General features: G+C 37.7%; 13 protein-coding genes. 3 read left to right on the forward strand and 10 right to left on the reverse strand.

Translation table 11 applies throughout. The features are described 5' to 3' along the window. The first annotated feature begins 2 nt into the window (after window positions 1–2). Window positions 3–383 carry a DUF423 domain-containing protein gene (locus FJR11_RS07920; RefSeq protein WP_168503165.1) on the forward strand — a complete coding sequence of 127 codons (381 nt, stop codon included), beginning with the start codon at window positions 3–5 and terminating at the stop codon, window positions 381–383. A gap of 183 nt (window positions 384–566) precedes the next feature. Here the strand turns inward: FJR11_RS07920 and FJR11_RS07925 are convergent, their stop codons facing one another. The 9 genes from FJR11_RS07925 to FJR11_RS07965 all read right to left on the reverse strand — a co-directional run bounded on the left by FJR11_RS07925 (window position 567) and on the right by FJR11_RS07965 (window position 9,618). Further along, the gene (locus FJR11_RS07925; RefSeq protein ID WP_168503166.1) at window positions 567–1,754 is read right to left on the reverse strand and encodes an FtsW/RodA/SpoVE family cell cycle protein; all 1,188 of its coding nucleotides are present in this window, start codon (window positions 1,752–1,754) and stop codon (window positions 567–569) included. A 112-nt stretch (window positions 1,755–1,866) separates the two neighbouring features. After that, window positions 1,867–2,976, reverse strand: coding sequence for a glutamate 5-kinase (gene proB, locus FJR11_RS07930; protein WP_168503167.1), 1,110 nt, complete (start codon window positions 2,974–2,976; stop codon window positions 1,867–1,869). A 288-nt stretch (window positions 2,977–3,264) separates the two neighbouring features. Further along, window positions 3,265–3,789, reverse strand: a complete 525-nt coding sequence (locus FJR11_RS07935; RefSeq protein ID WP_168503168.1) for a YqeG family HAD IIIA-type phosphatase — start codon at window positions 3,787–3,789, stop codon at window positions 3,265–3,267. A gap of 79 nt (window positions 3,790–3,868) precedes the next feature. Continuing rightward, window positions 3,869–4,441, reverse strand: coding sequence for a DUF3727 domain-containing protein (locus tag FJR11_RS07940; protein ID WP_168503169.1), 573 nt, complete (start codon window positions 4,439–4,441; stop codon window positions 3,869–3,871). Window positions 4,442–4,568: 127 nt separating this feature from the next. Beyond that, on the reverse strand, window positions 4,569–5,045 hold the full coding sequence (gene ruvX / locus FJR11_RS07945; protein WP_168503170.1) for a Holliday junction resolvase RuvX: 477 nt from the start codon (window positions 5,043–5,045) through the stop codon (window positions 4,569–4,571). 1 nt (window position 5,046) lies between these two features. Next, window positions 5,047–6,291 (reverse strand): GNAT family N-acetyltransferase, encoded by a 1,245-nt coding sequence (locus tag FJR11_RS07950; RefSeq protein ID WP_168503171.1) that lies wholly within the window; start codon window positions 6,289–6,291, stop codon window positions 5,047–5,049. 223 nt (window positions 6,292–6,514) lie between these two features. Then, window positions 6,515–6,715 carry a hypothetical protein gene (locus FJR11_RS07955; protein ID WP_168503239.1) on the reverse strand — a complete coding sequence of 67 codons (201 nt, stop codon included), beginning with the start codon at window positions 6,713–6,715 and terminating at the stop codon, window positions 6,515–6,517. A gap of 202 nt (window positions 6,716–6,917) precedes the next feature. Then, entirely contained in the window at window positions 6,918–8,132 is a 1,215-nt protein-coding gene (locus FJR11_RS07960) for a DUF790 family protein (protein ID WP_168503172.1), read from the reverse strand. Continuing rightward, entirely contained in the window at window positions 8,062–9,618 is a 1,557-nt protein-coding gene (locus FJR11_RS07965) for a DEAD/DEAH box helicase (RefSeq protein WP_168503173.1), read from the reverse strand. The genes FJR11_RS07960 and FJR11_RS07965 overlap by 71 nt, the downstream gene beginning before the upstream one ends. Window positions 9,619–9,676: 58 nt before the next feature. On the opposite strand from FJR11_RS07965, the gene FJR11_RS07970 reads away from it, so the two are divergent. Further along, a complete protein-coding gene (locus FJR11_RS07970; protein ID WP_168503174.1) occupies window positions 9,677–10,966 on the forward strand; it encodes an adenylate cyclase in 1,290 nt (429 codons plus the stop codon). Between the two features lie 103 nt (window positions 10,967–11,069). Here FJR11_RS07970 and FJR11_RS07975 read toward each other — a convergent pair whose 3' ends face one another. Then, on the reverse strand, window positions 11,070–12,161 hold the full coding sequence (locus tag FJR11_RS07975) for a response regulator (RefSeq protein ID WP_168503175.1): 1,092 nt from the start codon (window positions 12,159–12,161) through the stop codon (window positions 11,070–11,072). A gap of 461 nt (window positions 12,162–12,622) precedes the next feature. Between FJR11_RS07975 and FJR11_RS07980 the strand changes: the two genes are divergently transcribed. Further along, window positions 12,623–14,467, forward strand: a complete 1,845-nt coding sequence (locus tag FJR11_RS07980; RefSeq protein WP_168503176.1) for a tetratricopeptide repeat protein — start codon at window positions 12,623–12,625, stop codon at window positions 14,465–14,467. Window positions 14,468–14,499 lie beyond the last annotated feature (32 nt).

Here is a 14,499-nt window from a genome sequence, read left to right on the forward strand (position 1 = left end):
TAATGACACAGTTTTTCTTAACTATAGCCGCCATTTTTGGCGGTTTGTCTGTTGCTGGTGGTGCTTTTGGCGCTCATGCTTTGCGGGAAAAAATTAGCGAACGGGCTTTAGAAATATTTGATACTGGCGCTCGTTATCAAATGTATCATGCGATCGCACTTTTGTTAGTTGCCATTCTCATGAGTCGCTTAGAAAATCCACCGACTACGCTTTTAGTTAGTGGTTGGTTATTTATTATTGGTGTGGTGATTTTTTCCGGGAGTTTGTATGCTCTGGGTTTAACAGGTATCAAATCCTTGGGAGCAGTTGCACCATTGGGAGGATTAGCATTAATGGTTGGTTGGGGTGCTTTGGCTGTGGCTGGTGCAACTATCAAGTTTTGACAAATAGGTGTTTTTTAGGGAAAATATTGTGAAGAAGTAGACAAGATGAATCGTAAAGATTCAGTGATAAGATCCCCGACTTCTTTTGTTTATTGTGTCCATAAATGAATAAATGAAAAATTGATCTCAGAAGTCGGGGATCTGGGTATGCAATATTTCTATAGCTGAATACTTACGATGAATCTAAAAAAGTCGTCTTCTTGTCCGAGTTTCAGATGGTGTTCGTCGCAAAGGGACTACTTCTGCTTCACTACCCTCCCTAGCTACTCGAATTAATAAAGCAGAAGATACTAAACTGGCAACCATCGAATTACCACCATAACTAAACATAGGTAAAGGTAAGCCTGTAGTTGGTAACGCACCTGTAGTTACACCAATATGTAATAATGATTGGCCAACCATGACTACTACTACACCAATTGCAACTAATTTAGATGTGAGATTTTTGGATTTGAGGGCAATAATTAATCCTAAAGTTGCAAATACAGCTAACATGATTAATAGTAAAATACCGCCAATAAAGCCAAATTCTTCTGAAAAAATTGCGAAAATAAAATCAGTATCTTGAATTGGTAAATAGAATAACTTTTGTTGAGAAAGTCCAAATCCAGACCCCCAAGTTTGACCTGAACCTACAGCTAATAAACTTTGTACTAACTGATAACCATCTCCTGTGGCATCAGCCCAAGGATTCATAAAGGACATAATACGTTTACGTTGATATTCTTTGATACTAATACTGATTAATGCTAACAGCACCCCACCAAAAGCTGTTCCTCCCAGGTATTTATATGGTATTCCTGCTGCTAGGGCAATAAACCAAATTGTCATGCCGCAAAGTGCTGTTGTACTTAAGTTAGGTTGGGCCAGAATTCCTAAGAGGACAAGACCGAAAACACCCAACCAAGACAAACGAATTCCCCAAGATTGTTTTTCCCACTGGCCAAAAAGTGTCGCACTTTGTAAAACTAAAAAAGGTTTAATTAATTCCGATGGTTGAATAGGAATTGGGCCAATAGCTATCCACCTAGCAGCATCAAAAGCTTTTCTTCCTAATCCTGGTATTAAAGTCATAAAAATCAACATCAGGAAAAATATCAAAAACCAATGAGCTACCCCCAACATTTTCCGCAATGGCAAATTAACAATGATGTTGAAAATAATTAAAGAAGCTATAGCCCAAATAATTTGACGTTTGAAATAATATAAACCGTCACCTTGACGTTCATCAGCAACGGGATAGGATGCAGAAAAGAGGATGATTAAGCCAATAAACATCCACATTAATGTTAGCCAGCGTAATAATCGGGCTTCTAAACCCCAGCTAGAAACGGAATTATCAAAAATTGGTATTAAACGGAGTAGGTTCACAATTTGGTAATTGGTAATTGGTAATTGGTAAATTGGTAATTTTCTTCTTTCTTCTTTCTTCTCCTGACTCCTGACTTCTGCCTCCTGAATCCTTCTACAAGAAATTCTGTATTTAAATCAAAACTAAATTATCTCTGTGAATCACAGTATCAGCCCCCTCATAACCTAAAATTGCCGGAATTTCCCGTGAATGTCGTCCGCAAATTTGCTGCAATTCCTTGCTATTATAATTCACCAATCCTCTAGCAATTTCATGGCCATCAATATCACATAATTGCACCGCTTCTTGATTGTCAAATTCCCCTTCTACGGCTTTAATTCCCGCTGCTAATAGGGATTTTCCGGCTTTTAGAACTGCTAAAATCGCTCCCTGATCTAAATATAATTTTCCCCCCGGAATCAAACCATAAGCTATCCAGCGTTTGCGGGCTGAAGTTGGTTCTGGTTGGGGTGCAAAGTGTGTACCGATGAGTTCCCCTTGAATAATTTTTTCAATGTTCCGGGGAAACTGTCCTTGAGTAATGACTGTACGGATACCAGCAGCGATCGCAATTCTAGCCGCAGAAATTTTAGTCATCATTCCCCCAGTTCCCCATTGAGAACCCTGTCCACCAGTTTGAATCTGTAAATCTGTCAGTTCTTGCATACTACTAACTAAACTAATCGGTTTAGCATCGGGTACGGAACGAGGATCGGCTGAGTATAATTTATCAACATCCGTTAACAAAAATAGCCAATCTGCTTCTACTAAACTGGCTACTAATGCAGACAGGGTATCATTATCTCCAAATTTTAATTCTTCTACAGCTACTGTATCATTTTCATTGACTATGGGAATTACACCTAAACCCAATAATTCTTGAAAGGTATTATTAGCATTAAGATAGCGGCTACGTTGTACCAAATCTGCCCTTGTTAATAACACTTGAGCAATTGGTTGTTGCAAAATACTAAATAAATCATCATATATACGCATTAATCTACCTTGCCCAACTGCTGCTACAGCCTGTTTTAAAGCTATGGTTTTGGGACGTTCCGTTAAACCTAACCGCGCACAACCGACTCCCACAGCACCGGAGGAAACTAAAATTACCCGGTGTCCCTGTCGTCTTAAATCACAAAGAGTTTCTGCTAAAGTAGCAATGCTAGAAAGGGCTAATTGTCCGGTTTCTGGTTGGGTTAGGCTAGAAGTACCGATTTTAACAACAATTGTTTTGGTCATTTGTCAGTTATTAGTTGTCCCCAAAAAATTATACAGCGCCAATCCCTCTATGGTGAAGGTTGACGCTGTACGGATTTATATTTATCTGTTATCTGCTAGGGTCTTTTTTGGCTGACCCTGATGTTATTAACAGTAATAATCGCTGATCTTGTGCAAACTATAGATTTTCTTAACTATTTTTTTATATTTATTTCCTTGACAAATTATAAATCTTTGTGAATATTTGTATCCAAAAACTAAAAATCACTTATAAACATACCACCAAATATGTTTGTTAATTTTTAATTTTTAATTTTTCATTCTAATGGATGCGCCTAATATCTCTGATATCCAAACTTCAATGTTGCGGATAGGATGGGAACGGAGGGCTGTAAAATCGGGATGGATAATTGGCTCAACTAAAATTGTAAACATTCCTAGACGATTACCGGCTAAGACATCTGTAAACAAGCGATCGCCTACCATGCCTACTTGATGTGCTGGTAAATTCATCTCTTGCAACGCTGCCCGAATTTTCCGACGGGAGGGTTTAGCTGCACCTAAATAGTAAGGTAAATTGAGAGAACGGGCAATACCACCAATTCGCGCTTCACTTAAATTATTACTGACTAACCACAATGCTGTACAAGTACGAATTTCTTCTATCCATGCTTGCAGTTCCGGGAAAGTAGAACTTGTTGTCATAGGTACTAAAGTTTCATCCACATCTAATACCAGCCCTTTCAGCCCATATTGTTTAATTACATCTGGTGTCAGTGTTAAAACTGAACCGGCTAACATCAAGTTAGGCTCTAATAGATGGTTGCGAGTCATAGTTTTATCTTCTTTCATAAAGGTAAGAGGTAAGAGTAATTAAATTACCAATTACCAATTACCAATTACCAATTACCAATTACTCAACTTCATTAAACAGATGTTCTTCTAACAGGGGTTGAAATTTACGGAACTCTTCAGGAGAAAGTAGTTCTGGTTCACCATTTTTTGTAATTCTGGCAAAAAAGAGCAGAGGATCAAGGGGAGTATAAATTGCATACTCTTGTTCATCATGATAAAAAGTGGCAATTTCCATTAATTGCTCTGGTTCTAAACCGTTTTCTTCATCGTCAAGTTCTAAAGTGAAGAATTTCGATTCATCTTCAGGAGGCAACTCACCTGCTACAGTCAAGGCATAAGCAGTATTCTTGAGAATCAGGTTTTGCTCAGAAAGCACAGCTTGAGCAGTGCCAAAAATTTCGTCAATGATATCATCATCTTCCACCAAGACGGCTTCTTCTTCGTCGCCATCAGCTTGCCAGGCAAAAATTTCTATTGGTGCATCCACAGGGAGAAGGAGAACATATTTTTCTCCCTCTACTGAGAGATTATGCTCAATGTAACATTCTAGTGTCCGTTTTAGTTCATCTGTTAAAATCAGAGAACTTTCGGAATCGGGATCATTGTCTTCAGAAAAGGGAGATGAATTCATAGCTGAATTATGTAATTTTAACAATACTCTTAAATATGGAAATCATTAAACCGTTAAATGACAGCCGATGTCAACCATAAATTCAGAGATACAAGCAATAGTTTTTAGAATACCATGTTAAAAGGAATCACTCATCGGTAAATGCTACTGATCTCTGTACAGAACTGCGTCTAGCATCTAGCCATTGTTGTAAAATCAATGCAGCAGCCTTACGATCAATTAAACCCTTATTCCTAGACGGGGAACGATTCTCAGCTATTATCAGTTGTTCTGCTTGATAAGAAGTTAATCTTTCATCCATATATTCCAAAGGAAGTTTGAGCGCAGTCGCTAGTCTAGCGGCAAATTTCTGGACATGACGGGCTTGAAACCCTATAGTACCGTCCATTGAATAAGGTAAACCAACAACGAGAATTTGTACCTGTCGCTCATTGACTATTTGTTGAATTTTCTCTACATCTTCAACAAAAGACTTACGCTCAATTGTTGTAATCCCTGTAGCAATTAGACCAGTCCCATCACATCCCGCTAACCCGATGCGTTTACTACCAACATCCACGCCCAAAGCGGAGATAAATGATTTTGATTGCTGTTGAGAGATCACGCTATTGTTGCTCCTGGGGTTCATCTGCGGCTGAGTCTGACTGACAAGGTGTATCCATATTAGAGGTTTTATGGGTGAAAGCCACAATTTCTGACTGCATCGGTATAGCTCTTTCTGGCTGTACCTGCTGTGTTTGCGGCACCCATGACATCCCCCCAGGGATAGGTTTCCGAGTTGGTTGGAGTCCTTGTAACATTTCTTGCCACTGAATCCCTTCTAGGGAGACAAATTTCGATTCTCGCAGTTTATGCCAGACTGAGCGAGACATGATCAGGGTATGTTCTCTGCGTTTAGCCCCAATGCGCTCTAAATATGCTTCTCTCTCTGGTTGATAGTCTGAAGAAGCTAATTGTAATCCTTGTTGGGGAAAATCTTGAGCAATGCGGGCTAATTGAGATAATAGTTCAGGATATAACCAAGTATAAGCCGGATGAACCGTAAGAGTTGCTACATGAGGCTTGCTACCTGTGCGATCAAGTTGCACCTGAAAATAACCAATGGCTGCTTTCCGCTGGGGTTCAAAGACATAACCACTCACTACCTCACTTTTCGTCATCCACTGCTTGAGGGCATCAGCAATAGCCCCAAACAAAGTGGTTTTAAAGTCGTGGGTGTGCCGGTCAAATACTTGCCTTACCAAAGGAGGCATTGATGCTGTATCTAGTTGATATAGCAAGGGAGCATCAGCATTACTCACCGGTAATAGGTTGGGTAAATCTGGTTCGGTTTGGATTAATTCGGCTAATAACTGGGGACTAATTTCCCAGTAGGTCATTTCTGCCAGCCGTTGAAATCCATTGTGCCGATACAGGGCTAAGGCATCAACGTCATTGATATTAACTTCTAATATCCACGTCCGCGCTTCTAAAATTGATTCAAAGCAATGGCGTAGTAGTTGGGAACCTACTCCCATCCTATCGCCAGTACCTTCTAACATCACTTTATCAATGCGCCAAGTGCTGCGGGTTCGGTTAAATGGTGATACTTGAATCATTCCCAAAAGTATCCGTCCCTGTTCAGCAACATAGCCCCAGAAGCGGTACTGTAATGGGTTGGGAAACCAACTTAAGAATTTGAGTAACCCATACCAGCGTCGTAGCCATTGCATTTGCTGCACGGCTGCACCAGCTTCTTGGGGAGAAAGATGGGACAATGATTCTTGAGTTAAGCGATCAATTCCGTCCAAATCCCTATGTTGGACTGGTCGGATAACAACGCTGAGGTTTCGAGGGAGTAGTGAAGTCATTTTGATTCAAGCCGCCATTTAACCTTTAAAAAATATGATTGGTGATGTAATACTGCAATTATTTTAACGGCTTTTTTCTCTTAGGTCTTGCTCCCAAAGAGTGATTTTCTTAACTAAATGTGTAAAAAAATATAAAAAGCAGAAGTTGCCAGTATACCCTTGGGGTGAAAACTACAATATCTGCTTCTATTCTATGTTAATTCTGGTGAAAATGCTTTTAAATCTATAGACCTTGACGAGAAGCGAATTTTTCAAAGTCTGCTTGGGTTTGATGAAGTAATTGCTGACGACTATCTTCTACTTTCTGTTTAAAGCTGGGAACCACGTTGCGAGCTTGTAGTGTCATATGCAACTGTAAATGAGCAACATATTCACTAATATCTTGATTATCTACAGTTGCGCCCGTTAGTACATTTGATTCCATTGCCACTGGGTTCTCCTTTGTGTAATCGCTTGACTAGATCAAAAGCTATCACGTTTTTTACTTAGCTTCTGATTTCGCAATGAAGTGTAATGAACAGGGAACAGGGGGGAGACTTATCTTCTTCTTTCTTCTTTCTTCTGACTCCTGACTCCTGACTCCTGACTCCTGACTCCTGACTCCTGACTCCTGACTCCTGACTCCCTTACTCCATGACGGCTAATACGGATTTTGGTAATAGTTTTTCTTTAAACCAAATAATTCTCGCGGGAACATTATCTAGTTTGACTCCGGCTTTTTCTAAGTTCAATCTTTCGGAAATTGCTAAAATCAAATTATCACAATTAGCCTTTCTGACTTGAGCAAATTTCTTTTGTAAATATTCTGGTCGCCAATAACCAACAATTTCTAATATAAATACCCGTCCGTCAGGATGAACTAGGCGAAAATCGGGAATCATTACACTTCCAGGAATGGGAATTAAATCCACTTCTCTTTCTAAGATCCAACCACTTTTTAAAGCATCCCACTTACTAGCAAAAGATTCCTCTAACATACTATCATAGGGTTTACCTGGGGGATAGTGAGAGACTAATCCACATTCAGAATTAAGGGTAAAACGTCCTATTCTCGGTTCATTTGTGTAAAAATCACGGGTTTGCAAGGTTGCAGATAAACTCCATTTCGTGACATGAAGTAGTGCGGGAATTAACTTAGCTATGGCTAAACCATAACGGGTACTGGAAGTAAATAAACTGGTAGGCCCATCTACACTAATTGTAAAACCATGATCGGCATCACCTTCAATATAAGCCATTAATTGAAATAGCTTTAAATAACGAAATAGAAGTTTATATTCTCCGGGAACATTACGATGAGCATTTAATACTAATTGACTAGCTTTATAAAAAACTCCTTGAATTTGAGATAAATTATAACGATGTAAAACGTCTTCTGGTTTAGGAGCATCAAAAGCAGTTAAAATTTTATTTTCTGATAAATCAGCATAAAGTCCATTTCTAATTTGAGCAGGTAAAACTTCTTGATTAAGTTCTTGGCTTAAATCATCAGCAATTTTATTTAAAGTAATCTCCGTTGATTCCCGACTAGAAACGGATTTTGCTGCTAAAGCAAATACTTTTGCTCTTAACATAGGTGGTTCGAGGGGACTAACTATTTCAAAGGTGCAAAAACCACTTTTAATAATATAAGCCAAACCCCGCTTCATGCGGTAATCTGTAGTATCTCCTTCAAAGTCTGCTAATTGACGTTCTAATAATCCTTGAGTTTTTCCCACTGCTTCCTGAAAAAAGCTAATTAATTCAGTCGCTAAACTCAAATGTTTTTGATCAAGTTTCAGTCTCTTTGGGATGATTTCCTCGCCGTTTTGGCGGTGTATCAGTAAATCCGTTGGTAACATCTTTCTTTTTAGTTGAATAATTAATTTCTAACTGTTCTGCTGCTTTTAAATCGCTTTTCTTTTCACTATTATAAACAACTTGTAAATTTGCTCTTTGCGGTTTTTCTTCTTGACTATTATTTTCTCCTCTGCGTCTGGCTGAAGTTGCCTCCTCGCTGGTGTCTTCGGCTATGACTTCATATAAAATTGCTTGTTTATTTTCTGTATTACCTTTTCGTAATATTCTCCCTAAACGTTGAATATATTCCCTAGTTGAACCTGTTCCTGATAAGATAATTGCAATACTAGCTGCGGGAACATCTACACCTTCATTTAAGACATTAGAAGCCACTAAAGTATTATATTCACCTGATTTAAATTTAGTTAATATTTCATGCCTTTCCTTAACTGGTGTTTGATGAGTAATTGCCGGAATTAATAAATCTTGGGAAATGCGGTAAACTGTGGCATTATCAGCGGTAAAAATTAAAATTCTTTCGGGATAATGGGTGGCTAATAAATCTACAAGTACCCGGATTTTACCGTCAGTCCCCAAAGCGATTTCTTTGGCTTGACGATGTGATAACATTGCTCTCCGTCCAGGTTGAGAACGCGCACTCATTTGCACAAACATTTGCCAACCAGGGAGACTTCCTAAAGAGATTTTTGATTGCTTTAAAAAATCGTTACGAGTTTGAATTAATTGGTTATATTTTTCCCGTTCTAATTGAGATAATTTAACTTTAATTTGCACAATTTCATGGGCTGCTAAAGCTTTTCCTGCTAAATCTTCAGCGCATTTGCGATAAACTTCTTTACCAATCAGAATATTTAAATCAGAGTGTTTACCATCTGTGCGTTCTGGGGTTGCGGAAAGTCCTAACCGATAGGGAGCGATGGCATATTCGGCAATAACTCTGTTAAAATCTGTAGGCAAATGGTGACATTCATCAAAAATTATCAAAGCATATTTATTACCTAAACTCTCTGCGTGAATAGCCGCACTATCATAGGTAGCAACTAAAATCGCTGTTCTATCCCGCGAACCACCTCCCAGTAAACCTACTTCCGCGTCAGGAAAAGCCGCTACTAAGTGAGCATACCACTGGTGCATTAAGTCCAAGGTAGGGACGACAATTAACGTCGTGCGTGGTGTGGCTTGCATCGCCATTTGCGCTAAATACGTCTTACCTGCCGCGGTGGGTAGCACAACTACCCCCTGTCGTCCTAACCGTTTCCAAGCCGCTAACGCCTCATTTTGGTGGGGATAGGGACTCATTTCCAAACTAGCCACCAACTCTAAGGGATAAAAAGCTTTAGCTTCATCAATAAAATCTGTGGCTTCCGCTTGGAGGGCTTCAACTAAGGAACGGTATCTAATTGCGGGAATCCGAAATTTTTCAATTCTATCATCCCAAATTGCATAGTCTATCCAAGTTTTACTTCGTGGTGGTGGGTGTAAAATTAACGTACCACGATCAAAAGTTAAAGTCGGGTGACGAACCATTTATTTTCTCTCAATCCGGTTACACTGATTTAACTACTCATAACGCAAAATGGGCAAGATGACTAATATCAATGCTATCAGAACCCAGCTAGAGGCAATTGTCAGCCCAGAAGTATTCGATTTCGAGACTGACGAAGATTTTGCACAATCCTACAGAGAACAGCGGAAAACTTTCCTACTTAACCGCATGAAATTACAAGCCAAACTAATGATGATAATTGGCTTAACTCTGACTGCTTTTTTTATGTGGGTAAATGAAGGCATACCTCAAAAAATATCCGCTTTCAAAATTGGGTTATTACTTGAATTTTTTATTGTTGTCTGCTGGTTATTATGTAAAACACCTCTAGCCCGTCGTTATTTAGATATATTTTTTTTAGGATTATGTTGGTCTGTAACTTGTACTATTCAAATTTTTACAGCTTTATCATTTAATTATGTTGAACCAATGACAAATATTTGGAACTTGATGTTTATTACTCAAGCCACAATTATTCCTGTCAAATGGCGGATACATTTAATAGGACAAGTGGGAACGATGGTTTGTTATTTAGGATTATATACAATTTATAAACCCAAGTTTCAATTTCTAATTTCCCATTACATAGAACAAGGTTTATATTTATTTTGGACAGGAACAATTTGTGTTTTTTCAGTTTATTTATATGAGAAACTCAAGAAAAAGGAATTTCGAGCGAAAAGAGAATTAGAAATAGCCCAAGAACAATCAGAACGGTTATTATTAAATATTTTACCTGCGGTAATTGCTAAACAATTAAAACTACAACCGACAACTATTGCTGACAGTTTTCATGCAGTGACAGTATTATTTGCTGATATTGTTGGTTTTACAGAATTATCAAGTCGGACATCACCAGCAGAATTAGTAGAATTATTAAATCAAATATTTTGTTTATTTGACGAATTAGCAGAAATTCATGGCATAGAAAAAATTAAGACAATTGGTGATGCTTATATGGCTGTTGCTGGTTTACCTAATTATCGCAGTGATCATGCTTTAGCTATAGCAAATATGGCATTAGATATGCAAAAATCTGTGATTGAGTTTAATAAACAAAATAACCTATCTTTTCAGATTCGGGTGGGGATTAGTACAGGGCCAGTAGTTGCTGGGGTAATTGGTTTAAAGAAATTTGCCTATGATTTGTGGGGTGATACGGTGAATACAGCCAGTCGCATGGAATCCCACGGTATACCAGATAATATCCAAATTTGTGAAGCTACTTATCAGTTGTTGAAAGATAAGTATTTGTTGGAAAAACGGGGTTTAATTAAAATTAAAGGCAAAGGGGAAATGATGACTTATTTACTACAAGGAGTAAAGTGATATAGCAGGATTCAGGAAGAAGGAACAAGGGGTTAAAGTTTCTTGGTGGATGGCTTTTTCTATAAATGTTATCCCTCCTTCCAGTCAATACCACTTTATTCTCCTATCGAGGTAGAAGAATCCGAATAATAGTTTGCTTACCAGGTATACTCTCAATGGAAAACTGTCCTCCATATAGTTCCACTGTTCTCTTAGCAATTGATAGTCCTAAACCAGAACCTTGTTGTTCGTAAATTTTACGTTCAAATTGGACATAACCACCAATGTTAGAAATTTGCTCTTGAGTCAGTCCCCGACCGTAATCAATTATATACAAATGAAAATCATCATCACTGGGATAGCCTATAATTTTCACTGTTGTATTTGGCAAGGAAAACTTAAAAGCATTATCAATTAATTCTTCAAGAATTTTACTCAACTTCACTTCAGAGATTTTGACTACAGTATCAGAAATTTCTATCTCTAAATCTGCTTCTCTATCTACATCTTTAGCAATTTTTAAAGCGATCTTTTCAACTGCTGATTTGACAAAACTTTTAACCTGATTATTGCGAATATCAGTAACTTTTTGGGGATTTGACATTGAGATTTCTAGGTCTGCATACATGAGAAAGTTGATGGTAAGTTTGTGCAGACGCAGAGCAGATTTATGAATTAATTCCAGCATTTCTAAACTTTCTTCATTGTCAATGGAATCATTTTCAAGAATTAATAAACTTGACAATCCTAAAATATGATTCAGAGGGGTATTAATTTCATGGGGTAGTGCATGACTAATACAAATACTTAACTCATCTAATTTTTCCTGATTTTTTTGGTTTACCACCTCTTGTTTATTTAATCGAGTAGCAATTGATTGCAGTAATTCGTTAGCGCGAAAAGGTTTAGTTAAATAATCATCTGCCCCCAATTCCATCCCTTTACGTAAATCAGAAGGTTGTGATTTAGCTGTAAGAAATATAAAAGGAATTGTCATGGTGGAACTATCCTGACGTAGTTGGTCTAAGACACCATAACCATCTAATTCAGGCATCATCAAATCACAAATAATTAGGTCGGGTTTATTATCTTTTGCTAACTCTAAACCCTGCAATCCATTTTCTGCAACTATAGCGTGAAAATCCGATAATTCTAATATTTCCCGGATATTATTTCTGATATTAGGTTCATCTTCGATCACTAAAATTTTCTTCATTTTTTCTGTCCTTGATTTTAGGTAGTTAATTTTTATTTACTTTAGACAAAATCTGCAAATAAGCAGATATAAAATTAGGTATACTATGTGTTATTTTTGGTCTATTTTACCTCTTGATTCCTAGAATTTTTGAAATATTCTCTTGGTAAAGTATGACTAAAGAACTATTTTTGCATCACATCACAATGGTTTTATTTCAGCCAAGTTAATTCATGATTGGTTTCTACTCCTTGAGAAATGCTAGTAAAATCTAAATTTAGGTATATTTTCTTATCTCAACTAAGGTGTCCCGAAGATATACAAAACGCTGAAACTACATACATTACTGTATACTGATATAGCATAACATTATACCATTTGTAAATATTCTCTCAGCAATGATATTGATCAAGCCCAATTCTCAACCTTCAAACCTGCTACAGCTACAATTAAAATTGTTGTGATGTTCTCTATTTGCTAAAGTGTCAGACTCTTTGCCATTACGCGAGCATTATCTCGCTTTGATTGATAACATTATCGAAACCACTCTCAAGGGTAAGATTAGCTCTGTGGAGCAGGTTTATCAAATGTTACTCAAAGGTATTACTTCCGGGACAGGGGAGGTGTTTGAGTTAGTTTTAAGCGATCGCTTGAATGCTCTACAATCTCAAGTAGACAACGAAACCGATGAACTGAAAAAAGCCAAGGCTACCCGGAGTTTACGCGCTGCTAAAACGATTCAAACTCAATGGCAACGGTGGCAAGAACAAAATAAAGCCACTGAAGCGATATCTTTATATATGCGCGAAATTACCACAGCCCCCCCAGATGAGCGATTAACGGCTTTGTTGCGGGCTACCGATCCTAATTTGAAGTATCCCTTAAATGTGTCCCAGCTTCAACAGTTAGCTAAATCCTTACAACAATTTGCCAGTGCTAATCAAGATTTCCAAGAAATTGCTGACGGTATTAATCGTGGTATAGCTGCATGGCAAAAAATCCAAGGAAATTTACTTAATTGGATGTATGAACGCAAAAGTTCTTTAGGATTTGGCGGTGTACCCGGAGAAAATAGTCCTTGGGCAAGTTGGGCTAAAGTCGTAAATAGTGAAGTTCCCCAAGCGTTTTTTCATACCCTAGCCGTAGAACAATCAGCCTTAGAGTTTGCCCAAAAACAGCAGCAAATTAGTTTGAGTAATTGGGTAGAATTAGCAATAGTTTTACAGCTTTTACAAAGAGGTTTAATTAATTGGTTTGACCAACAAGCTTATGATATTCAAGCAGGTCCTAAATTATCTATTTCCACATTTTTAACCTTTGCCGTAATTTGGAGTCAATTAGCCAGCGGTTTTCAAAATCAAGCAGCAATATATAGCAATGGTGCATCCCAAATCATGCTGCAAATTTTGCGAACCTTTGCCCAACGTCCTTATTTTCCTCTCTATGGGGGGATTTTTGCCTCTTTTTCTGGTAGTTATTTACGAGATGCTTTAGATTATTTAGATGCCCCCTTGCGTTCGGCAGAAGGTACTCAGGAAAAAGCCCGAATTTTGACATTGTTGGGTTATTCTCAGCGGGGTTTGGGCAGATATGATCGCTCCCTTGATTTTCATCAACAAGCTGTAGAAATAGCCAGAAATTCCGGAGATAAAATCTGTGAAATTGCCAATCTTAACCACCTAAGCCGAACTTATGTGCAACAACAAAATTATGGTGAAGCAATTAATTACAGTCAACGGGCATTAATTTTTAGTAGACAAACTGGAGACAAAACTGGAGAAGCTAACGCTTTAGTCAACTTAGGTTATAGCGAAGTTATGCAAGCCAAGGAAACAGAAATTAGTGAACCTGAAGTTTATGAATCATCCATTAACTATTTAGAACAGGGTTTAAAACTAGCAGAAAAATTAAATGATTTGCAAAGTCAAGCTTTATGTTTTAGTAGTTTAGGGATTGCTTATTTAGTTACCGGACAATATGCGACAGCAATTAAATATTTAGAAAATGCCTTTAGAGCATCCCAAGTTTCTGGTGATTTGTATTTACAAGGGAGGAATTTAGGATATTTAGCTGAAGCTAATTATCATATTGCTAATTATGAAAAAGCCAGTTATACTGGTGGTCTGGGAATGTACCTGTTAGAACAGATTGCTTCTGATGAGTGGCGAAAACCTGCTGGTTTATTGACTATTATTAGAGGACAAATTGGTACAGACAAATTTCAATTATTACTGCAACAAAATCGCCCCAAAATGATTGCCATTATTGGTGTTGATGGCTATGATTATATTCCTACATTGTTAGTGAAATATCAAGAAGAGATGTAATTGAAAATAAATCATAGATTTAAATTGCACAA

Source organism: Anabaena sp. UHCC 0187 (genome assembly GCF_009712035.1).
Lineage (GTDB): Bacteria > Cyanobacteriota > Cyanobacteriia > Cyanobacteriales > Nostocaceae > Dolichospermum.